Annotated in this window: 19 protein-coding genes; 6 read left to right on the top strand and 13 right to left on the bottom strand. The window is 70.4% G+C overall.

The window, feature by feature from the left end; genetic code table 11:
• Nucleotides 1-269 precede the first annotated feature (269 nt).
• Nucleotides 270-1,040 carry an SDR family NAD(P)-dependent oxidoreductase gene (locus ACFSKW_RS22700; RefSeq protein WP_379574332.1) on the bottom strand — a complete coding sequence of 257 codons (771 nt, stop codon included), beginning with the start codon at nucleotides 1,038-1,040 and terminating at the stop codon, nucleotides 270-272.
• 155 nt (nucleotides 1,041-1,195) lie between these two features.
• On the opposite strand from ACFSKW_RS22700, the gene ACFSKW_RS22695 reads away from it, so the two are divergent.
• The gene (locus ACFSKW_RS22695) at nucleotides 1,196-2,251 is read left to right on the top strand and encodes a sulfite oxidase (protein ID WP_379574331.1); all 1,056 of its coding nucleotides are present in this window, start codon (nucleotides 1,196-1,198) and stop codon (nucleotides 2,249-2,251) included.
• A gap of 151 nt (nucleotides 2,252-2,402) precedes the next feature.
• On the top strand, nucleotides 2,403-3,854 hold the full coding sequence (locus ACFSKW_RS22690) for a WS/DGAT/MGAT family O-acyltransferase (protein ID WP_379574330.1): 1,452 nt from the start codon (nucleotides 2,403-2,405) through the stop codon (nucleotides 3,852-3,854).
• Between the two features lie 55 nt (nucleotides 3,855-3,909).
• Here ACFSKW_RS22690 and ACFSKW_RS22685 read toward each other — a convergent pair whose 3' ends face one another.
• Entirely contained in the window at nucleotides 3,910-4,503 is a 594-nt protein-coding gene (locus ACFSKW_RS22685) for a TetR/AcrR family transcriptional regulator (RefSeq protein ID WP_379574329.1), read from the bottom strand.
• Between the two features lie 117 nt (nucleotides 4,504-4,620).
• Between ACFSKW_RS22685 and ACFSKW_RS22680 the strand changes: the two genes are divergently transcribed.
• Nucleotides 4,621-5,184: a TetR/AcrR family transcriptional regulator gene (locus ACFSKW_RS22680; protein WP_379574328.1), complete on the top strand. Its 564-nt coding sequence runs from the start codon at nucleotides 4,621-4,623 to the stop codon at nucleotides 5,182-5,184.
• Nucleotides 5,181-6,674 carry an MFS transporter gene (locus tag ACFSKW_RS22675; protein WP_379574327.1) on the top strand — a complete coding sequence of 498 codons (1,494 nt, stop codon included), beginning with the start codon at nucleotides 5,181-5,183 and terminating at the stop codon, nucleotides 6,672-6,674. Before ACFSKW_RS22680 ends, ACFSKW_RS22675 begins: the two co-directional genes overlap by 4 nt.
• On the opposite strand, the gene ACFSKW_RS22670 is transcribed toward ACFSKW_RS22675, so the two are convergent.
• On the bottom strand, nucleotides 6,658-7,629 hold the full coding sequence (locus ACFSKW_RS22670) for an alpha/beta hydrolase (RefSeq protein ID WP_379574326.1): 972 nt from the start codon (nucleotides 7,627-7,629) through the stop codon (nucleotides 6,658-6,660). The two genes, ACFSKW_RS22675 and ACFSKW_RS22670, sit on opposite strands and share 17 nt — an antisense overlap.
• Before the next feature lie 35 nt (nucleotides 7,630-7,664).
• Between ACFSKW_RS22670 and ACFSKW_RS22665 the strand changes: the two genes are divergently transcribed.
• Entirely contained in the window at nucleotides 7,665-8,591 is a 927-nt protein-coding gene (locus tag ACFSKW_RS22665) for an aldo/keto reductase (protein ID WP_379574325.1), read from the top strand.
• 69 nt (nucleotides 8,592-8,660) lie between these two features.
• Here the strand turns inward: ACFSKW_RS22665 and ACFSKW_RS22660 are convergent, their stop codons facing one another.
• The 6 genes from ACFSKW_RS22660 to ACFSKW_RS22635 all read right to left on the bottom strand — a co-directional run bounded on the left by ACFSKW_RS22660 (nucleotide 8,661) and on the right by ACFSKW_RS22635 (nucleotide 14,917).
• Complete coding sequence (locus ACFSKW_RS22660; RefSeq protein WP_379574324.1) at nucleotides 8,661-10,262, bottom strand: solute symporter family protein; 1,602 nt, start codon at nucleotides 10,260-10,262, stop codon at nucleotides 8,661-8,663.
• On the bottom strand, nucleotides 10,259-10,588 hold the full coding sequence (locus ACFSKW_RS22655; protein ID WP_379574323.1) for a DUF485 domain-containing protein: 330 nt from the start codon (nucleotides 10,586-10,588) through the stop codon (nucleotides 10,259-10,261). Before ACFSKW_RS22655 ends, ACFSKW_RS22660 begins: the two co-directional genes overlap by 4 nt.
• Before the next feature lie 177 nt (nucleotides 10,589-10,765).
• Entirely contained in the window at nucleotides 10,766-11,587 is an 822-nt protein-coding gene (locus ACFSKW_RS22650) for a carbohydrate ABC transporter permease (protein ID WP_379574322.1), read from the bottom strand.
• On the bottom strand, nucleotides 11,584-12,474 hold the full coding sequence (locus tag ACFSKW_RS22645; RefSeq protein WP_379574321.1) for a carbohydrate ABC transporter permease: 891 nt from the start codon (nucleotides 12,472-12,474) through the stop codon (nucleotides 11,584-11,586). The genes ACFSKW_RS22650 and ACFSKW_RS22645 overlap by 4 nt, the downstream gene beginning before the upstream one ends.
• Nucleotides 12,471-13,724: an ABC transporter substrate-binding protein gene (locus ACFSKW_RS22640; protein ID WP_379574320.1), complete on the bottom strand. Its 1,254-nt coding sequence runs from the start codon at nucleotides 13,722-13,724 to the stop codon at nucleotides 12,471-12,473. Before ACFSKW_RS22640 ends, ACFSKW_RS22645 begins: the two co-directional genes overlap by 4 nt.
• Before the next feature lie 29 nt (nucleotides 13,725-13,753).
• Nucleotides 13,754-14,917: a trans-sulfuration enzyme family protein gene (locus ACFSKW_RS22635; RefSeq protein ID WP_379574319.1), complete on the bottom strand. Its 1,164-nt coding sequence runs from the start codon at nucleotides 14,915-14,917 to the stop codon at nucleotides 13,754-13,756.
• Nucleotides 14,918-14,928: 11 nt separating this feature from the next.
• Here ACFSKW_RS22635 and ACFSKW_RS22630 point away from each other — a divergent pair, with 11 nt between their 5' ends.
• Nucleotides 14,929-15,951, top strand: a complete 1,023-nt coding sequence (locus ACFSKW_RS22630; protein WP_379574318.1) for a LacI family DNA-binding transcriptional regulator — start codon at nucleotides 14,929-14,931, stop codon at nucleotides 15,949-15,951.
• On the opposite strand, the gene ACFSKW_RS22625 is transcribed toward ACFSKW_RS22630, so the two are convergent.
• The 4 genes from ACFSKW_RS22625 to ACFSKW_RS22610 all read right to left on the bottom strand — a co-directional run bounded on the left by ACFSKW_RS22625 (nucleotide 15,911) and on the right by ACFSKW_RS22610 (nucleotide 19,908).
• Nucleotides 15,911-17,401 (bottom strand): sodium/solute symporter, encoded by a 1,491-nt coding sequence (locus tag ACFSKW_RS22625; RefSeq protein WP_379574317.1) that lies wholly within the window; start codon nucleotides 17,399-17,401, stop codon nucleotides 15,911-15,913. The genes ACFSKW_RS22630 and ACFSKW_RS22625 overlap by 41 nt on opposite strands.
• Before the next feature lie 37 nt (nucleotides 17,402-17,438).
• Nucleotides 17,439-17,801: a hypothetical protein gene (locus ACFSKW_RS22620; protein WP_379574316.1), complete on the bottom strand. Its 363-nt coding sequence runs from the start codon at nucleotides 17,799-17,801 to the stop codon at nucleotides 17,439-17,441.
• Complete coding sequence (locus ACFSKW_RS22615) at nucleotides 17,798-18,535, bottom strand: LytR/AlgR family response regulator transcription factor (protein WP_379574315.1); 738 nt, start codon at nucleotides 18,533-18,535, stop codon at nucleotides 17,798-17,800. Before ACFSKW_RS22615 ends, ACFSKW_RS22620 begins: the two co-directional genes overlap by 4 nt.
• A gap of 194 nt (nucleotides 18,536-18,729) precedes the next feature.
• On the bottom strand, nucleotides 18,730-19,908 hold the full coding sequence (locus ACFSKW_RS22610; RefSeq protein ID WP_379574314.1) for a sensor histidine kinase: 1,179 nt from the start codon (nucleotides 19,906-19,908) through the stop codon (nucleotides 18,730-18,732).
• Nucleotides 19,909-19,935 lie beyond the last annotated feature (27 nt).

Genomic DNA, 19,935 nt, shown 5'->3' with positions numbered 1-19,935 from the left:
GGCGCGGCCCGCCTTCCGACGGCGCCGCACGTCGCGTGACGGTGTCCTCGGCCGCGCGGGGCACCGGCGGACTCCGGGTGAGGAGTGATCGGCGGTGACGACAGCTCCCGCGGCGGGGAGAGGTGGTGGCCGGACAGGGTGCGGGCCAGACGGAGGCGGAGGCCGGGCCGAGAAGACAGGCCGGGCCGAGCCGGGCCGCGTCGACGCCAAAGGTGGGCGGGCCGGGCCGCGTCGACGCCACAGGTGGGCGGGCCGTCAGGCTCGACGGGTCAGGGGGCGGGTGGGTGTGCCTCGGGGTCGAAGGCGAGGATCGACCGGCCGCCGTCGACGGGCACGGTGGCGCCGGTGATGAAGGCGGCCTCCTCCGACAGCAGGTGCGTCACGACCGCCGCCACCTCCTCGGGCCTGCCCACCCTGCCGACCGGATGTACCTGGGCCATCTGCGCCTCGACCTGCGCCGCCTCGTCCGGGCCGAGGTCGGCGAGGAGGCGCTCGTAGCGTTCGGTGGTGATCGAGCCGAGGGCGACGGCGTTGACCCTGATGCCGCGGGCGCCGTACTCGACGGCCAGGGCTCTGGTGAGTCCTTCCACCGCCGCCTTGGCCGTCACGTACGGCAGGCAGCCCGGCACCGCCCGCTGCGCCTGGTGGGAGGAGACGTTGACGATCGCGCCCCGGACGCCGCTCGATAGGAAGCGTTTGATCGCCACCGCGCAGCCCACGACGGCGGGGTCGAGGTTGGCGCCGATGAGCCGGAGGACCTCCTTCGTGCCGGTGTCGTGGAGGGAGGCGTCCCTGAAGACGGCCGCGTTGTTGACCCATCCGGTGAGGGTGCCCGCCTTCTCGGCGAGGTCGGCGGCGCGCTCGGCGACCGCCTCGTTGGACGCGTCCCCTGTCACGGCGTGCACGCCTGCCGCGTCGGCCCATGTCAGGGCTTCGGGGTCCATCTCGATGGCGACCACCTCGGCGCCGTTCTCGCGCAGGCGGCGCACGATCGCCCGTCCGACGCCCCTGCCGCCTCCGGTCACGACATATGACTTCATGCGAGTTCCCCTTCCCGCTTGATCACCCTACGCTCCGGACGCGTCCCCGAGGGCGGGGTCCGGCCCGGCTGGCACGCGCTCGCCGCACCTGCGGGACACGAAGGTGTCTTCCCTGCCAGGATTGGATGGTTAAGAGGTAGGGAATTAGGAGAACCATGAGGCTAGCGACCGACACCATCGTCAAACCCCTGCCGGCCCACCTGTTCACCCTCCACGAAGGCAGCGCGGAGATGCGCTGGGAAGCGATGGCGGGCCGGGGCTACCACACCCCCAATGACCGATTCTTCGTCCGCAACCACACCTCCACCCCTCGCGTCGACCACACCACCTGGCGGCTGCGCCTGCACGGCAGGGGCCTGCGCCGCCACCTGGAGATCGGCTACGACCAGCTGCGCGCCATGCCGTACCGCGTGAGGGACGTCGCGCTGGAGTGCGCCGGCAACGGCCGCCGCCTCTACGGCACGCAGCAGCGCGAGGCGACCCCAGGCATGCAGTGGGGGCTCGGCGCGGTCGGCGTCGCGCGGTGGAAGGGCGTCGCGCTCAGGCACCTGCTGGAGATGGCCGGCCTGCGCGGCGACGCGGTGGACGTGCTGGCCACGGGCCTCGACGAGCCGTTCATCCACGAGGGCGAGAACCTCGGCCACGTGCGCCGCCCGCTCCCGGTCGAAAAGGCGCTCGACGACGTGCTGGTCGCCTATGAGATGAACGGCGCTCCCCTGCCCCCGGACCACGGTTTTCCCGCCCGTCTCATCGTCCCCGGCTGGGCCGGAATCGCCTCCGTCAAATGGCTCGGCGACCTCGAAGTTTCGACCAGCGAGTTGTTCACGCCATGGAACACGCTTTTTTACCCGGGCGTGACCACCATGACGGTGAAAAGCGCGTTCGAGCTGCCCTGGCCCGCCGTGCTGAAAGCCGGCGCGCGGCACAGCCTGTACGGCAGGTCGTGGTCGGGCACGGGTCGTATCCATCACGTCGAGGTGAGCGCCGACAACGGCCTGACCTGGCATCTCGCCGAACGGCGCGGCCATCTGCGCGACGCGTGGCTGCTATGGCGGATCGCGTGGACCCCGCGCGAGGAGGGCCCGCACGCGCTGCTCGCCAGGGCCGTCGACGACACCGGGGCGCGCCAGCCCTTGCGCAGCGCCCGCCATCCCTTCGGCTACCACTTCGACGCGGTCGTGCGGCATCCTATTCTGGTTACCAGTGGATAGGAAAATGTCACTTCGATGACCTGAGCTGGGAGGTCATAAAGCTTTCCACAATGACTGGTCTGCGTCCTGGAATTCATCTGAAAGACTCTCGCAGAAACGTTCCCGAAATCCTGACGGGTCACGATGGCCGCATCGTGGAGAGGGAGGCCCGATGACGCAGCTGACCGCGCTCGACGCGCAGTTCCTGAGTGCCGAGTCCGCGACGACCGCCGCGCATGTGGCGGGGGTGGCGATTCTCGACCCGAGCTGCGCTCCATCGGGTGCGATCACGCGCGCGGGCCTGGCGGCCCTCCTGCTGGAGCGCCTGCACCTCTCACCGGCGCTGAGCCTGCGGGTGGCAGGCGTGCCGTTCGGCCTCGACCTTCCCTACTGGGCGCCCGACCCCGGCTTCTCGATCGACAATCATCTGTTCGAGGTGGAACTGCCCGCCCCCGGGGGCGAGGCGGAGCTGGCCGAGACCGTCGCCACGCTCCACGCCCGCCACCTCGACCGCGAGCATCCGCTGTGGGAGATGCACCTGATCACCGGGCTGGCCGACGGCAGGGTCGCCGTCTACACCAAGGTCCACCACGCGGCGATCGACGGAGTGTCGGGCGCCGAGACGCTGGCCACGCTGCTCGACCTCTCCCCCGAGCCGCGCTCGGTCGAGCCGCCCTCCTGCCCGCCGCCGCAGGCGCCGCACCTGTTCGACATGCTGGCGGGCGCGGCCGTAAGGGCGGCTTCGCATCCGGTCAACGCGGTGCGCTCGCTGGCCAGGGCCGCGGGCGACCTCGACGCGATCCCCGTCGCCGCCACGTTGCCGGGTTCGCGGCTGATCGCCAAGGCCGCCCGGTTCGTCACGGGCGACGCCAGGCCACGCCCCGAACTGCCGTCGCTGTCCGCGCCGCGCACGCCGCTGAACGGCCCCATCAGCGCCGAGCGGCGCTTCGCCTACGGTTCGGTGCCGCTGAAGGACGTCAAGCACGTCGCCAAGACCTTCGGCATGAGCGTCAACGACGTGGTGATGGCGGTGTGCGCCTCCGCGCTGCGCTCCTGGCTGGAGGAGCATGACGCGCTGCCCGACCAGCCGCTGATCGCCGCCGTTCCGGTCGCCACGCGTACGGCGAGCGCGCGCGACTGCGTGGGCAACCAGATCTCCGCCATGATCACGCCCATGCCGACTCACGTCGCCGACGCGCGCGAACGGCTGATCGCGACGGGCGAGACCATGCGCACGGCCAAGCGCAGGTTCGCGATGTCGCCGGCGAGCTGGCTGAACGAGCTGTGCGCGATGCTGCCCGCGCCGATCTCGGCGTTGACGCCGGCGGTGTTCAAGCTCGCCTCCGTGGCGTTCCCGCCGATCAACCTGATCATCAGCAACGTGCCGGGGCCGCAGTTCCCGCTGTACCTGTGCGGTGGGCGGGTGCTGTCGTATTACCCGGTGTCGGTGCTGACGGACGTGAGCGGCGGGCTCAACATCACCTGCTTCTCCTACGACGGCGCGCTCGACTTCGGGATCGTCACCTGCCCCAACCGCGTGGACGACGAGTGGCGGCTGATGCACCACCTGAGTGCGGCGATGGACGAGCTCACCGCCCTCACCCGCGACCTCGCCCCCGCCTGACGGGCTCGCCCCGGCCTGCGCGCCAGACGCCCGGAGGTCCACGGGCAGCCGAGCCTCAGGCGAGGGAGTGGGCGATGAGGTCGGCGACGGCGTCGGGGTCGATCTGGTGGCCGGTGAGCTGGCAGAGGTTCTCCTGATACAGAAGGACCGCCGCGAACGTCGCCGCCGCCACCTCCAGCCTGGCCTTGTCCCCCCGCGCCCCGGGAAGCGCCAGTTCCAGCGCGAACCGGGCCCGCCCGATGAGCTCCCCGTTCAGCCTGCCGAGCCGCTCGCGTACCGATCCGTGCGTGTCGGCCTCCCTGAACAGGATGCGCCGCATGGCCGGTGAGGCCCGCAGCGGGAGCCGCCGCGCGAGCTTGGACAGCGTGCCCGCGGGATCGCCGGGGACCGCGTCGACCTCTTTGGCCTCCTCCACCAGCGTCCGCTCGTCGACCAGGGCCACCAGGACGTCGATCTTGCGCGGGAAGTAGTGGAACAGCAGGCCCTTGGGCACCTGCGCCAGCTTGGCGATCAACGAGGTCGGCGTGGCCGCGTAGCCTCCCCCGGCGAACAGTTCCTCCGCCGCGTCCAGGATCCGCGTCCGCGAGTCGCTTTCCTCAAGGACCTGGGGTGAGTGTGCCGCGCGAGGCGACATGGAGGTCTCGTGCACAGCCCGAACGATAGCCAAGGCCCTCACGCCAGGTACCTGCCGTCAAGGGGAGATCACCGTACATGAAGGAATCATGTATCGTATGAGACATTGATGTCGCAAAAGAGACGGAGATGTATGATGGCGGTGACGGCCGACCAGATCGTCACAGCGGCGATCCACCACCTCAACGACCACCCCACCGCGTCCATGGCCGAACTGGCCGAGGCGGCAGGGGTGAGCAGAGCGACCCTGCACCGCCACTTCTCCAGCCGCGACGACCTCCTCGTCGCGCTGGGCAGGCGCGCTCTGGAGCGCTGGCAGCAGGCACAGGACGCCGTCGGCCTCACCGCCGCCGCCCAGGAGAACGACCAGGACCGGTTGCGGGGCACGCTGCGCGACCTGCTCACCGCCCTGGTCGAGGTCGCCGACGAGCACGGCTTCGCGCTGACCGACCACGCCATGGCCGTCCATCCCGACCTGCTGCGCCGCTCGGACGAGCTGGAGGAGCGGGAGATCGCCCTGTTCGCCGCCGCCCAGCGGGCCGGGGTGCTGCGCGCCGAGCTTCCGGTCCGCTGGATCAGCAACACGTGGTACGGCCTGCTCGTCGCCGTTCGCGAGAGCCTTCGCAGGGGCGACGTGGCCAGGAGGGACATGGCGGGGCTGCTCGTCGACGCCTTCTTCAACGGAGCCGGGCGATGACCGCCGGACGCCGCTGGGCGGCGCTGGCCGTCCTGTCGGCGAGCCTGCTGCTGGTCGTCATGGACATGACGATCCTCAACGTGGCGCTGCCCGCCATCTCCGAGGACCTGCGCCCGGGCGCGACCGAGCTGCTGTGGATGGTCGACGCCTACTCCCTGGCCGTGTCAGGGCTGCTGGTCACGGTCAGCGCGCTGGGCGACAGGTGGGGACGCAAGAGGATGCTGATCAGCGGGTTCGCGCTGTTCGGCGTGGCGTCGGTGGCGGTGGTGCAGGCTGACAGCGCCGCCGAGCTGATCGCGGTCAGGGCGCTGCTCGGCGTCGGCGGCGCGATGATCATGCCGTCGACCCTGTCCATGATCCGCAACCTGTTCACCGACCCGAGGGAGCGGGCCACCGCGCTCGGTATCTGGTCGGCGATGGCCGCGCTGGGCGGCGCGCTCGGGCCCATCCTCGGCGGGCTGCTGCTGGAGGTGTTCAGCTGGCACGCGGCGTTCCTGGTCAACGTGCCCGTCATGGCTCTGGCGATCGTGGCAGGGCTGATCCTGCTGCCCGAGTCGCGCAATCCGGCCCCGGGCCGCTGGGACGCGCTCGGCACGCTGCTGTCGATCGCCGGCATGGTCGCGCTGGTCTACGGCATCAAGCACTTCGGCGCGGTCGACGGTTGGCTTGCCCTCACGGTCGCCGTCGTGACGCTGGCGTGGTTCGTGCGCCGCTGCCTGGCCAGGAAGGACCCGCTGCTGGAGATCAGGCTGTTCGGCGGCCCTGCCTTCAGCGCGGGCACGGTGGCCGCGCTGACCACCTCGATCGCGATGGCCGCGATGATGCTGCTGCTGGCGCAGTGGATGCAGCTCGTCATGGGCTACTCGCCGCTGGAGACCGGCGTGCGGATGCTGCCGGCCGCGGTCGGCGCCTTCGTGGTGTCACCACTGGCGCCCGCCCTCGCGGCCAGGATCGGCGCCAGGACGGTGCTGGCGGGCGGCCTGCTGGTGGCGGGAGTGGGCTTCCTGGTGCTGTTCGTGGCGCCGAGCCCGCTCGGCTACGGCCCTGTCGCGCTGTCGCTGCTGCTGGTGGGCGCGGGCATGGGATCGCTGGCGATCGCCTCAGCGGTGATCATGGCGGGCGCGCCGCCGGAGAAGGCGGGCAGCGCGGCGGCGATCGAGGAGACCAGCTACGAGCTGGGGGGCGCGCTGGGCGTCGCCGTGCTCGGCAGCGTCGCCGCGGCCGTCTACCGGGCCCATCTCGCCGTGCCCGACGGTTTTCCCGCGCAGGCCGTCCAGGAGTCGCTGGGGGGCGCGCTGCGCGTCGCCCGCGAAGCGGGTGAGGCGGGGGCGCTGCTGGCCCGGCAGGCGCAGGCGGCCTTCACCGACTCCCTCGCGGTCACGGGGGCGGCGGGAGCGGCGCTGATGCTGGTGGCGGGGATCGCGGTGTGGTGGCTCACGCCGCGTGCGCTCGATCTGAGCGGCCATCGGGAGCTCATCGAGCACCGATAGCGCGCATCAGCATGGGGTAGGCGCGGTGCAGCTCCCGCTGCCAGTGGGCGTGATCGTGCCTGCCCCGGTAGAAGTGCGTCTGTACGGCGATGCCGAGCTCCTCGAGCCTGGCGGCGAACGCCTTACCCGCCTTGCCCGCCAGGTGCTCGGCCGGGTCCTCCCAGAACTCGGCGGTGCCGGAGGCCACGTACAGGCGCACGCCCTTGAGCCTGCCGGCCTGGTCGTAGGGGTTGTGCGCGCGCCAGATGTCGCGCTGGGCGTCGGGGTCGCCCCAGATGCGCTTCCAGTCGGTGCCGAAGCAGCCGACCGTGGTCCCCGCCATGACCGCCTGCGGCACTCCCTCCTGCAGGATGTCGACGGCGCCGCTGAAGGAGGCCGCCGCCTGGAAGTGGCCCTCGGCCGCGTAGAGCATGGCGCCCTGCCCGCCCATCGAGTAGCCGGCGATGGCGCGCCGCCCGCCGGCCCGGTAGCGGGACTCCAGCAGCGGGAGCAGCTCCTTCAGGTGGTAGCCGGCCCAGCGGGGCGCCCCGCCTTCGCCGTCGTTCCACCAGTCGGAGTAGCTTCCACACCTGCCGCCGTCGGGCATGACCACGATGACGCCGGTGTCCCTGGTCAGGCGGTCGACGTCGGTCCTGGCGGTCCACGAGGTGTAGCTGTCGAGCCCGCCGTGCAGCAGCCACAGCACGGGCCACGTGCGGCCGGCGTCGCGCGACCAGCCCTTGGGCAGCAGCAGTCTCACCCTGGTGGTGGCCTCCAGCGCCGCCGACTCGATCGTCAGCTCCATGCGCCGCTCGTCGAGCCGCCGCTCGGTGACCTCGCCGATCTGTCCGGGGGTGTGCCGCACGGCGGGCGCCGGCCGATCGCCGGGACCGGGGCTCCTGGCGACGAGTACGGCGACCACGATCGCGACGGCCAGGACGAGCAGACCGCCCAGCACCATGACCCGGCCCGTCATCCGGCCTCCCTATGAGACCCGCGCATAATAGCCGGATGCGAACGATCAGCACCACGGCCCTGTCCGTGTTCCCCCTCTGCCTGGGCACCAACACCTTCGGCTGGACCGCCGACCGGGAGGCCTCCTTCGCGATCCTCGACGCGTACGTGGAGGCGGGCGGCAACTTCATCGACACCGCCGACGTCTACCCGAGCTGGGCGACGGGCGAGCCGACCTCGGAGATCATCATCGGTGAGTGGATGGCGGAGCGCGGCAACCGCGACTCGATCGTCCTGGCCACCAAGGTCGGCATGCTGGCCGGTTTCCAGGGCCTGTCGCCCGCCACGATCCGCGCGGCGGTGGAGAACTCGCTGCGCCGCCTGCGCACCGACCGCATCGACCTGTACTGGGCGCACATCGACGATCAGGACACCCCGCTCGCCGACACGCTCGCGGCCTTCGACGCTCTGGTGCGCGAAGGCAAGGTCCGCCACCTGGGCGCCTCGAACCACGAGGGGCCGCGGCTGGCCGAGGCGCTGCGCGTCGCCGACGACGAGGGCCTGACCCGCTACGTGGCGCTGCAGCAGCACTACAACCTCGTCGAGCGCGGCTACGAGGGCGACCTGCGCGAGGTCGTGGCCCGCGAGGGGCTGTCGAGCACGCCGTGGGCGGGGCTGGCGCGCGGCTTCCTGACGGGCAAGTACGCGCCGGGCGTGGTCGTCGACAGCCCGCGCGCCGGCAAGGCCGGGGAGTACCTGACGACCGAGCGGGGACCGCGCGTCCTCGAGGCGCTGGCCACGGTGGCCTCGGGAAGGGGCGTCGAGCAGGCGTCGGTGGCGCTGGCCTGGCTGCTGGCGCAGCCGACCGTCGCCGCTCCGCTGGCAGGCGCGCGGGAGGTGGCCCAGCTCAAGCCGCTGCTGGACGCGGTCCACCTGCGGCTCGGTGCCGAGGAGCTCACCCTGCTGGACGAGGCCTCCCGCTGAGGGGGCCGCGGCCGTACGGCAGGCGAAGGGCCCGGCTCCCGCGGGAGCCGGGCCCTTCGATCAGGCGGGTCAGTGCTCGACGGCCTTCTCGGCGCCGACGCCGGTGAGGGAGCGGACCTCGATCTCGGCGTACTTGCCGGCGTTGTACTCCTTGCTCAGCACGGTGCCGAGCCAGCCGAAGAAGAAGCCGAGCGGGATCGAGAGGATGCCCGGGTTCGACAGCGGGAACCAGGCGAAGTTCGCGTCCTTGAACAGCGCGGTCGCCGAGCCCGACACCACCGGCGAGAAGATCACCAGGATGAGGGCGGAGACCAGGCCGCCGTAGATGGCCGAGACCGCGCCGACCGTGTTGAACCTCTTCCAGAACAGGCTGTAGAGGATCGCGGGCAGGTTGCCCGAGGCGGCGACGGCGAAGGCGAGGGCGACCAGGAAGGCCACGTTCTGCCCCTGGGCCAGGATGCCGAGGCCGATGGCGACCGCGCCGATGACGAACGCCGACACCCTGGCGACCACGACCTCCTCGCGCTCGGTGGCGTTGCCGCGCTTGAACACGTGGGCGTACAGGTCGTGGGCGAAGCTGGAGGAGGAGGCGAGGGTCAGGCCCGCGACCACCGCCAGGATGGTGGCGAAGGCGACGGCGCCGATGAGGGCGAGCAGGATCGTGCCGCCGACCGGGCCGAAGATGTCCTGGCCGATCTGCTGGGCGAGCATCGGGGCGGCGGTGTTGCCGGCCTTGTCGCCCGCCGCGATGGCCTTGCTGCCGACCACGGCGGCGGCGCCGAAGCCGAGGACGAGGGTCAGCAGGTAGAAGGTGCCGATGATGCCGATGCCCCACAGGACGGACTTGCGGGCGTCCTTGGCGGTCGGGACGGTGTAGAAGCGGATGAGGATGTGCGGCAGGCCCGCGGTGCCGAGCACCAGCGCGAGGCCGAGGCTGATCAGGTCGATCTTGCCGGCCAGGCCCTGGGCGTCGGTGGCGTACTTGCCGCCTCCGTTCAGGAAGGCGTCGCCCTTGCCGCTCTGCGCGGCCGCGTCGCCCAGCAACGCCGAGAGGTTGAAGCCGAACTTGCCGAGCACCAGCAGCGTGACCAGGGCCGCGCCGCCCATCAGCAGGACGGCCTTGACGATCTGGACCCAGGTGGTGCCCTTCATGCCGCCGACCACCACGTAGATGATCATCAGGACGCCGACGCCGATGATCGTCCAGACCTTGCCCTCGGCCGAGTGGATGTCGAGCAGCAGGCCGACCAGCGCGCCCGCGCCCACCATCTGGGCCAGCAGGTAGAAGATGCTCACCACGATCGTGGAGACGCCGGCCGCGGTGCGCACGGGCCGGGGGCTCATCCTGAAGGCCAGGACGTCGGCCATGGTGAACTTGCCTGAGTTGCGCATGAGTTCGGCCACCAGCAGCAGCGCGACCAGCCACGCCACCAGGAAGCCGATGGAGTAGAGGAAGCCGTCGTAGCCGGACAGCGCGATGATGCCCGCGATGCCCAGGAACGAGGCGGCCGACATGTAGTCGCCGCCGATGGCCAGGCCGTTCTGGAATCCGCTGAAGGAGCGGCCGCCGGCGTAGTAGTCGGCGGCGGTCTTCGTCTGGCGGCTGGCCCAGAAGGTGATGCCGAGCGTGACGAGGACGAAGGTCAGGAACAGGATCGCGGAGAGGTTCACTGGGTCTTCTCCTCGACCTCGTGGCGCAGCTTGTCGGCGATGGGGTCGAGCTTCTTCTCCGCGTGCCTGGCGTAGGCCCAGGCGATCCAGAAGGTGGAGACGAACTGCAGCAGACCGAAGACCAACGCGACGTTGATGTTGCCAAGGAGCTTGATGCCCATGAAGTCACGCGCCCAGGCGGACAGCACCACGTAGAGCAGGTACCAGGCCAGGAACGCCACGGTCATGGGGAAGGTCCACGCCCTGAAGCGCCGCTTCAGCTCCTGGAACTCACTGCTTGCCTGCACCTGTTCGTAGACAGACGTGTCATGTTCTCTGGTAGTCACGGCTCAACGCCCTCCAGGGTGTGATGCGGATCACGCACAAGGTAGGAGGGCAAGCTACCTTCCGTGGAGGGGGTCAGGCCGCTCCTTCGGCGAGCCGCCACGCCGCGGCGGCCAACTGAGGAGGGCTTGCGATGAAAGGTCTGATTTGCGGGTTGAACGGTCGGGCGTGCGCCGCGATCAGCCCTTCACCGCGCCCGCGGTGAGCCCTTCGACGATGTAACGGCGGATCGCGGCGAACAGCACCAGCGTCGGGATCACCGACACCACGGTGGCCGCCGCCATCGATCCCCAGTCGATGTCGTACTGGGTGATGAAGGAGTTCATGGCGACCGGGACGGTCTTGGCATCCTCGCTGTCGATGAACGTGATCGCCAGGAACAGCTCGTTCCACACCTGGACGAAGGCGAAGATGAAGGTGGCCGCGACCCCCGGCAGCATGACCGGGATGATCACCCGCACCATCGCCTGCAGCCTCGACGCGCCGTCCACCTGCGCGGCCTCCTCCAGCGCCGCGGGCACCCGCTCGTGGAATCCGCGCATGATGATCGTGCAGAACGGCACCAGCATGGCGACGTAGACGACCATGAGCCCGGGCAGCCGGTTCAGCAGCCCCAGGTCCGACATCAGGAGGTACAGCGGGCCCAGGGCGATGAACAGCGGGATCATCTGCGTGACGAGGAAGGCCAGCATGAGCGCTCCCCTGCCGGGGAAGTCGAAGCGGGCCAGCACGTAGCCGCCGAGCACCCCGATCACGGTGACCACCGCCGCCGACACCAGCGCGACCACCATGCTGTTGAGCAGGTAGCGGCCGAAGTCGGCGAAGGAGAACAGCTCGGCGTAGTGCTCGAAGGTGAGCTCGCCGGGCCAGTAGCGCAACGGCATGGAGAAGATCTCGCTCTTGGGCTTGAGCGAGGTGACGACGATCCAGTACAGCGGAAAGACCGTGATCAGGAGCCAGGCTCCCAGCACGACCGCCTTGGCCACTCGCCGCACGCTCATCGGGACCTCTCGAAACGGGTGGCGTTGAGATAGAAGACGCTGAAGGCCAGCAGGAGGCCGAGGACGAGGAAGCCGACCGCGCCCGCCCTGCCGTAGTCGCCGCCCATCACCTGCTGGATCAGGAAGGTCGTCACGATGTCGGTGGAGCCCGCGGGACCGCCGCCGGTCATGGAGTAGATGAGGTCCGGGAAGTTCAGGATCCAGATGATCCGCAGCAGCACGATCAGCGCAAGCGTCGGGCGGATGTGCGGCAGCGTCACGTGCCAGAACTGCCGCAGCCTGGAGGCTCCGTCCACGGCGGCGGCCTCATACAGCTCGCGCGGCACCGACTGCAGCGCCGCCATGATCATGATCGCGAAGAACGTCACGCCGTACCAGACGTTGGCCACGATCACCGACGTCATGGCCCAGCCGGGCGAGGAGAGGAACCCGATGCGGGTGTCGATGAGGCCCGTCCGCAGCAGCAGGTCGTTGATCACGCCGAACTGGCCGTTGAACATCCACCGCCACAGCAGCCCGATCAGGAACCCCGACATCGCCCAGGGGAAGAACACCCACGCCTGGTAGAGCCCCCTGCCACGGAAGTGGCGACGCAGCAGCAGGGCCAGGCCGAACCCGAGGAAGAACTGGAAGAACAGCGAGACGACGACCCAGGTGCCGGTGTTGCGCAGTGCCGTCCAGAACCGGTCCTCGGCCAGCACCGCCCTGAAGTTGTCCAGCCCGACGAACGGCGTCGAGGTCAGGTCGAACAGGTTGTAGCGCTGGAAGGCGATGACGCTGCCGCGCACCATCGGGTAGTAGGTGAAGAGGGCGACGAAGACGACCCCCGGCAGAAGGCAGAGCGCGATGAGCCCCGCCTTCCGCGTGGTGAAGGCGGGACGGCTCACGAAGCCTGACCAGCCCAGAACGCGTCCCAGCTCTTCAGCACGTCGGCCGCGCTCTTCTTGCCGGTCAGCAGCGCCTGCACGTCACGGTCGGAGTCGACGAGGAACTGGCTCCAGCCGGGCGAGTCGACGGGCCTGATCGTGATGACCTGCTTGGGGTCCTGCTGCGCCTCCAGGTAGGCCTTCCACGCGCCCTGCGAGAACTGCGGGTCCTTCTGCGCCGAGGCCGAGATCGGGATCAGCGAGTTGCCCTTGGCGAAGGCGATGCTCTGCTTGGCCTCCGACAGGAACTGCACCAGCTTGACCGCCTCGGCCTTGTGGGCGCTGAAGGAGGTCACCCCCCATCCGGCGTAGCCGACGGGCTGGAAGGCGTAGCCGGTGGGACCCTTGGGGATCGGCGCGGTCGACCAGGCCTTGACCCCGCTCTCCTCCACCGTCTTGATCACCTCGGGGTCCTGGATCAGCATCCCGGTGACGCCCGAGGTGAAGCCCTGCACCATCTCCGGGTAACCCCAGGAGACCGAGTCGGGCGGCGACGCCTCCTTGAAGATCTTCACGAAGAGGTCCATGGCCTGGGCCGCCTCGGGCGTCGAGAAGATGGTCTTCTTGTCCTTCAGGTAGAAGGACTTCTCGGGGTCCAGCGCCTCGCCGTTGTAGGCGCTGATCATCTGGACCGCGTAGTCGGCGCCGCCCTTGCCGCCCCTGAAGGAGTAGCCGTACCGCTCGGCGGTCGTCATCTTCTTGCCCTCCTGGTAGAGCTCCTCCCAGGTCGTCGGCGGCTTGGTCATGCCCCAGTCGGTGCGGTAGAACAGCGCCCGCTGGTAGAAGCCGTAGGGGATGAGGTACGGCTTGCCGCCCACCTCCACGGCCTTCTTCTTGGCCAGCTCGGTCAGGTCGTTCCAGCCCGGCCACTGCGTGGTGGGCAGTTCGGCCAGCCAGCCGTTGTTGGAGAAGGACTTGACCGTGTGGTCGCGCACTTCCAGCACGTCCAGGTCCTTCTTCGTCTGCAGGATCTGGGTGATCTTCTGGTCCGCGCTGTCCAGCGGCGGCGAGATGAGCTCCACCTCCACGCCCGGGTTGGCCTTCTCGAACTCGGCGAGCAGACCCTTGATCAGCTTGGTCCTGTCGGGGCTGGTCAGGCTCTCGATCATGCGGAGCCTGACCGTGCCGCCGCCGTCGGACGATGAGCCCGAACCGCACGCGGCGATCGTGAGGGTGGCGGCGGCCAGGGCCGCGAGGAGGGGAGTTCTCATGGGTGCCTCCTGAGTGACAGCGCTGTCACTCAAGCTAGGGGTACAACCCCCTCGAGCGCTAGAGCCAGATCCTCGATGAGCGTGTCGGCGGGTTCGAGACCCACCGACAGCCGCACCAGCCCGACGGGGACGCCCATGGTGGCGCGCACCGACTCCTCGATGGTCAGCGCGGGCGCGGCGACCAGGCTCTCGAACCCGCCCCACGACACCGCGATCCTGAAGACCTTGAGCCGGTCGAGGAAGGCGGCCACGACCTGCCGGTCGTCGCTGCCGAGCTCGAAGCCGAAGACGCTGGAGAAGCCCGCCATCTGCCGCGACGCCAGCCCACGGTCGGGATGGGAGGCCAGCCCCGGATGGTGGACGACCCGCACGGCCTCGTGCGCGTCGAGGAAGGCGGCCACGGCCAGTCCGCGCTCCTGGTGGGCGGCCATCCGCACGGGCAGCGTGCGCAGCCCCTTGATCACCTTGGCCGCGTCGTGGGGCGACATGGCCGCTCCGTACAGCTGGTACTCCGTCAGCGCGATCGGCCTGATCAGCTCGGTCGAGCCGGCCACCACCCCGCCGACCAGGTCGCTGTGCCCTCCCACGTACTTCGACAGCGAGTGGATCACCAGGTCGACGCCCATGGTGAGCGGCTTCTGGAACAGCGGCGTGGACCAGGTATTGTCCATCACCGACACCAGACCCTGTCCCGAGGCCCACGCGGCCACCTCGGCGATGTCCACCAGCCGGTAGCTCATATAGGACGGCGACTCGAAGTAGAGTACTCGCGTGTTCGATCTGATAGCGCTGTCAAGGCCGGTGAGGTCGCCGACATGTGTGTGCGTGACGCCGAACTTCTCCAGGTAGCGCAGGAACTGCGTGGTCGGCCCGTAGATGGAGCCGAGCACCAGCACGTGGTCGCCTGCCGACACCAGCGACGAGATGGTCGCCGAGATCGCGCCCATCCCCGAGCCGAAGCACTTGGCCCGCTCGGCCCGCTCCAGCGCGGCCAGCTTGCGCTGCGCCAGGTCGACGGTGGGGTTGGTGCCGCGCCAGTAGACGTAGCGCTCGTCCTCGTCCTTGATCGCCTCGGCGAGCTCGGCCGCCGTCTCGAAGGTGAACAGGGAGTTCTCGAAGATCGGAGGATTGACCGCGCCCAGCGCCCACGGTTCGTCCTCGCCCAGCCTGCCGCAGATCCAGTCATCGTTCATGGGGGGACCCTATGACAGCGCGCAAGCAGGTTCCCACCATGGCCGACGTGGCCAGGCACGCGGGGGTGAGCCTCAAGACCGTCTCCAGGGTGGTCAACCAGGAGCCGCACGTCAGCGCCGCGCTCCAGGTCAGGGTGCAGGAGGCCATCAACGCGCTCGGGTTCCGGCGCAACGAGGCGGCCAGCCGCCTGGCCAGGGGCGCGGCGATGCTCACGATCGGCCTGGTGATGGAGAACATCTCCAACCAGTTCTACTCCCACCTGGCCGCGGCGGTGGAGAGCGCGGCGGCCGAGCACGAGGCACTGGTGGTCTTCGGCTCCTACGAGGAACGGCCCGAGCGGGAGCGGATGCTGGTCGAGTCGATGTTCGCGCGCGGCGTCGACTCCCTCATCCTGGTGCCCTCGGCCGACCGGCACGCCTGGCTCGGCGAGCTGCTGGCCGGCGGGCTGCGCGCGGTGTTCGTCGACCGGCTGCCGTCCGGCGTGCCCGAGTCCAGCGCGGTGCTGCTCGACGACTTCAAGGGCGGGCGCCTGGCCACCGAGCACCTGATGGCGCGAGGGCACCGGCGGATCGCGCTCATCTCCGACGACGATGCGCTCAGCTCGGTGCACGACAGGGCGCGCGGCTACCGCGAGGCGCTTGGCGTCGTGGACGAGACGCTGGTGACGCGCGGCGTGTTCGACCCGTGGCGGGCGGGGCGCGAGGTGGAAAGGCTGCTGGCGCTGCCCGACCCTCCCACGGCCTTCTTCGCCACCAACAACAGGGCGGCGATCGGCATCCTGCAGGCGCTGAGGGGCCGGCAGGACAAACCCGCCTTCGTGGGGTTCGACGACTTCGCGCTGGCCGACGTCTTCGACCCGGGGGTGACGGTGGTGCGCTACGACACGGCGCTGCTCGGCCGTACCGCCGTGGACCTGCTGTTGGGCGCGGGGCCGCCGCGGCAGGTCAGGGTGCCGGTCGAGCTGGTGGTGCGCGGGTCGGGCGAGCTGCCGGTCACGACGAGCGCGGACGCCAGTCGCCGCGGTCCAGGTTGAGCGTCTCGGGCGTGTGCAGGCGCACCATGGTGCGGGCCACTCCCGCGGGCACCCGATGCGGGGTCAGGAACGACGCGACGATCATCACGGCGAACGCGATCGGCACCGTCCACGCCGCGGGCTGGGCCAGCAGCGCCCCGACGAGCCCGCCGTACGGGCCGCCGGTGATCTGCGCCATCACCGCCGCGCACGCCAGGCCGCCGCCGACCAGCAGCCCCGCCAGCGCGCCCGCCGACGACAGCCTGCGCCACCAGATGCCGAGCACCAGCAAAGGGCAGAAGGAGGAGGCGGCCACGGCGAACGCCAGCCCGACCACGTCGGCGACCGGCAGCGCCCTGGCCCAGACCGCCAGGCCCAGCGGCACCGCCACGGCCATCAGCGTCGCCAGGCGGAAGGCGCGCACCGCGCCGCCGCCGAGCAGGTCCTGCGCGATCACGCCCGCCACCGACACCGTCAACCCCGAGGAGGTCGACAGGAACGCCGCGAACGCGCCCGCGGTCACCAGCGCCGTCAGGACGTCGCCGAGCGTGCCGCCGATCACCCGCGTGGGCAGCGTCAGGACCACCGCGTCCGTGCCGGCCAGGTCGGGGGTGTAGATCCTGCCCAGCCACCCGTAGAGCGCCGGCAGCAGGTAGAAGGCGCCCAGTAGGGACAGCACCACCAGCGTCGTACGGCGGGCCGCCCGCCCGTCCGGGTTGGTGTAGAAGCGCACCAGCACGTGCGGCAGCCCCATCGTGCCGAGGAAGGTCGCGAGGATCAGCGAGTAGGTGGAGTAGAGCCCGTACTCCTTCGTGCTGGCCAGCGGCAGCTGCCAGTGGACCGTGTCATGCTCCGACAGGCCGGGCGAACCGCCGGAGTGCCACGCCATGAGCAGGAACACCAGCGGAAGCGCGAGCGCGGTCAGCTTGAGCCAGTACTGGAACGCCTGGACGAAGGTGATCGACCGCATCCCGCCCGACAGCACGTTCACCGCCACGACCACCGCGACCAGCAGCCCGCCCACCCAGCCCGGCGCCCCGGTGATCGCGCGCAGCACGATGCCCGCGCTCTGGAACTGCGGCATCAGGTACAGCCAGCCGATGAGCACCACCAGCACGCTGGCCGTCCTCCGCACGGCCATCGACTCCAGCCTGGACTCGGCGAAGTCCGGCAGCGTGTAGGCGCCCGAGCGGCGCAACGGCGCCGAGACCAGCACCAGCAGCACGAGGTAGCCGCCGGTCCAGCCGACGGGCAGCCACAGCATGTCGGCGCCGTGGGTGAGGATGAGGCCCGCGATGCCGAGGAAGGAGGCGGCCGACAGGTACTCTCCGCCGATGGCCGAGGCGTTCCACAGCGGGGTGACGGTGCGGGAGGCGACGTAGAAGTCGGAGGTGGTGCGCGACAGCCGCAGCCCGAACGCCCCGATCAGGATCGCCGCGACCATCACCAGGCCGACGGCCGCGAGGCTCACGCCGCCACCCCCGCCGCTCGCGCGAGCCAGGAACGATTCACTGGCGCTCGACCAGGTCTTCGAAGTGCCGCTCGTTGCGTTCGGCCTGCCGTACGTAGAGCCAGGCGCCCACGACGAACAGCGGGTAGATCAGCCCGGCCAGCATCGCCCACGGCAGCGGCACGCCCATCAGGTCGGCCGAGCGCAGGTCGGGCGCCAGCAGGAACAGCAGCGGCAGGCCCAGCACCACGCAGGCCAGCACCGTGCAGACGAACAGGGCCAGCCTGAACTGGGTGCGCAGCAGCGAGCGCATGTAGACCTCGCCCAGGCGCGTCTGCTCGTCGATCTCCCTGCTGGCCGGATAGCGCGGACGGCGCGCGGCGGCCGTGCGCGGGCTGGTGACGGTGACGCGGCCCTTCATCGTTTCGCCCTCCTCAGCAGCAGGTCACGCAGTTCGCGCGTGTGCCGGCGGCTGACCGGGATCTCGGTGTCGCCCACCCTGACCGTGCACCGGCCCGAGTCGATGTGCAGTTCCTCGATGTGCTTGACCGCCACCAGATGGCTGCGGTGCACGCGGACGAAACCCGAGGAGGCCCACCGCTCCTCCAGCGTGGCCAGCGGGATGCGCACCAGGTGGCTGCCGGTGGAGGTGTGCAGGCGCGCGTAGTCGCCCTGCGCCTCCACGTAGACGACGTCGGCGGTGGAGACGAAGCGGGTCACGCCGCCCAGCTCGACCGGGATCGTGTCGGACTCCGCGCTCTCGACCGGCACGTCGGCGGAGACGCACACCCGCCTGATCGCCTCCGCGAGCCGTTCGGGACGCACCGGCTTGAGCAGGTAGTCCTCGGCCTTGATCTCGAAGGCGTCGACCGCGTGCTCCTCGTAGGCGGTCACGAAGACCACCCGCGGCGGGTTGGCGAACTGCGACAGCAGCCTGCCCAGCACCACCCCGTCCAGCCCGCGCATCCTGATGTCGAGGAAGACCGCGTCGATCGGCCTGCCCTCGGCGATGGCCCTGTCGAGCAGCCGCAGCGCCGCCGCCCCGTCGCGGGCGGTGGCCACCTCGCCGATCCTGGGGTCGGCCCGCAGCAGGTACGACAGGTCCTCGAGCGCGGGAAGCTCATCGTCCACCGCCAGCACCCGCAGCCCGTTCACAGCTCTCCCTCCAATCATTTGAGAGTGATGAAACAGACATCAGGCGTCAAGCCTGTCACGACCCGGTCACATGCTCGCGAAATCGTCGAATGGTCCGCGGGACACCGCCTCGATCGGTTCCGCCGCCACGTCGAGAACCCGTACGGCGTGCCCTGTCCCGCGCGCGGTCGAGGGGCCGAGGCCGGAGGGCCTGCTCAGCGGGCCGAGACGCCGGGGTGGTACTTCGGGACCCTGATGTTGACCTTGGTGCCCGCGCCCTGGGCCGTCTCGACGACGAGGCCGTACTCGTCGCCGTAGACCTGGCGCAGCCGCTCGTCGACGTTGGCCAGGCCGACGCCGCTCTCGGCCGTGATGTCTCCCGCGAGGATGCGGCGCAGGCGGTCGGGGTCCATGCCGAGGCCGTCGTCCTCGACGCTGATGCGGCACTCGGCGCCGGCGTCCTCCGCGAGGATCGTGATGCGGCCGACGCCGTGCTTGGATTCGAGGCCGTGCCGTACGGCGTTCTCGACCAGGGGCTGCAGGCACAGGAAGGGCACGGCGACCGGGAGCACCTCGGGCGCGATGCGCAGCGTGACGCGCAGGTGGTCGCCGAAGCGGGCGCGCTCGAGGATGAGGTAGCGGTCGATGGAGCGCAGTTCCTCGGCCAGGGTGGTGAAGTCGCCGTGCCTGCGGAAGCTGTAGCGGGTGAAGTCGGCGAACTCCAGCAACAGCTCGCGGGCGCGTTCGGGGTCGGTGCGGACGAAGCTGGCGATGGTGGTGAGCGAGTTGTAGATGAAGTGCGGGGAGATCTGCGCGCGCAGGGCGCGCACCTCCGCCTCCATCAGCAGGGTGCGGCTGCGATCGAGCTCGGCGAGTTCGAGCTGGGAGTCGACCCAGCGGGCGACCTCCTGGGTGGCGCGGACCAGCCCCGCCGAGGTGTGCTCGCCGTAGGCGGCCAGCGAGCCGACCACCCTGTCGTCGGTGGTGAGCGGCACGACCACCGCGTGCCTGATCGGGCACTCCAGCAGGTCGCAGTCGAGGTGGAGCACCTGGGTGCGGCCGTCCTTGAGCGTCCCGGCCGCGTGGGCGAACGCCTCGGGCGCGTGGTGCTCGCCCGCGCCGTCGTAGACCAGCAGCCGCTCGCCGTCGGTGATCGCGATCGCCGGCGAGCCGAGCAGCTCGCGCAGGTGCCTGGACGCCTTCTGGGCGCCGTCCTCCGACAGTCCGGCGCGCAGCGGCGGCGCCGCCTGCGAGGCGGTGTGCAGCGTCTCGAAAGTGGCCCGCTCGGCGGGTCCCGAGCCGAGCTCGCGGCGCCCGCGCAGCACCCGCCACAGCACGAGCGCGGGGCCGCCCACGAGCAGGGCAAGGAGCACGACGACGACCACGGGTTCCACGGGCGGAGCCTACCTCTATGCTGCCGG

This window comes from Nonomuraea mangrovi, from assembly GCF_042681425.1.
Classification (GTDB): Bacteria; Actinomycetota; Actinomycetes; order Streptosporangiales; family Streptosporangiaceae; genus Nonomuraea; species Nonomuraea mangrovi.
Note: the sequence above shows the minus strand (reverse complement) of the source record. Positions and strands in the feature narration are given on the sequence as shown.

Bases quoted from the DNA above. Each gene is read 5' to 3' on its own strand.
- ACFSKW_RS22635 (WP_379574319.1), bottom strand. From the start codon at position 14,917: ATGAACGATGACTGGATCTGCGGCAGGCTGGGCGAGGACGAACCGTGG.
- ACFSKW_RS22700 (WP_379574332.1), bottom strand. From the start codon at position 1,040: ATGAAGTCATATGTCGTGACCGGAGGCGGCAGGGGCGTCGGACGGGCG.
- ACFSKW_RS22670 (WP_379574326.1), bottom strand. From the start codon at position 7,629: ATGACGGGCCGGGTCATGGTGCTGGGCGGTCTGCTCGTCCTGGCCGTC.
- ACFSKW_RS22690 (WP_379574330.1), top strand. From the start codon at position 2,403: ATGACGCAGCTGACCGCGCTCGACGCGCAGTTCCTGAGTGCCGAGTCC.
- ACFSKW_RS22675 (WP_379574327.1), top strand. From the start codon at position 5,181: ATGACCGCCGGACGCCGCTGGGCGGCGCTGGCCGTCCTGTCGGCGAGC.
- ACFSKW_RS22695 (WP_379574331.1), top strand. From the start codon at position 1,196: ATGAGGCTAGCGACCGACACCATCGTCAAACCCCTGCCGGCCCACCTG.
- ACFSKW_RS22620 (WP_379574316.1), bottom strand. From the start codon at position 17,801: ATGAAGGGCCGCGTCACCGTCACCAGCCCGCGCACGGCCGCCGCGCGC.
- ACFSKW_RS22640 (WP_379574320.1), bottom strand. From the start codon at position 13,724: ATGAGAACTCCCCTCCTCGCGGCCCTGGCCGCCGCCACCCTCACGATC.
- ACFSKW_RS22630 (WP_379574318.1), top strand. From the start codon at position 14,929: ATGACAGCGCGCAAGCAGGTTCCCACCATGGCCGACGTGGCCAGGCAC.
- ACFSKW_RS22680 (WP_379574328.1), top strand. From the start codon at position 4,621: ATGATGGCGGTGACGGCCGACCAGATCGTCACAGCGGCGATCCACCAC.
- ACFSKW_RS22665 (WP_379574325.1), top strand. From the start codon at position 7,665: ATGCGAACGATCAGCACCACGGCCCTGTCCGTGTTCCCCCTCTGCCTG.
- ACFSKW_RS22650 (WP_379574322.1), bottom strand. From the start codon at position 11,587: ATGAGCGTGCGGCGAGTGGCCAAGGCGGTCGTGCTGGGAGCCTGGCTC.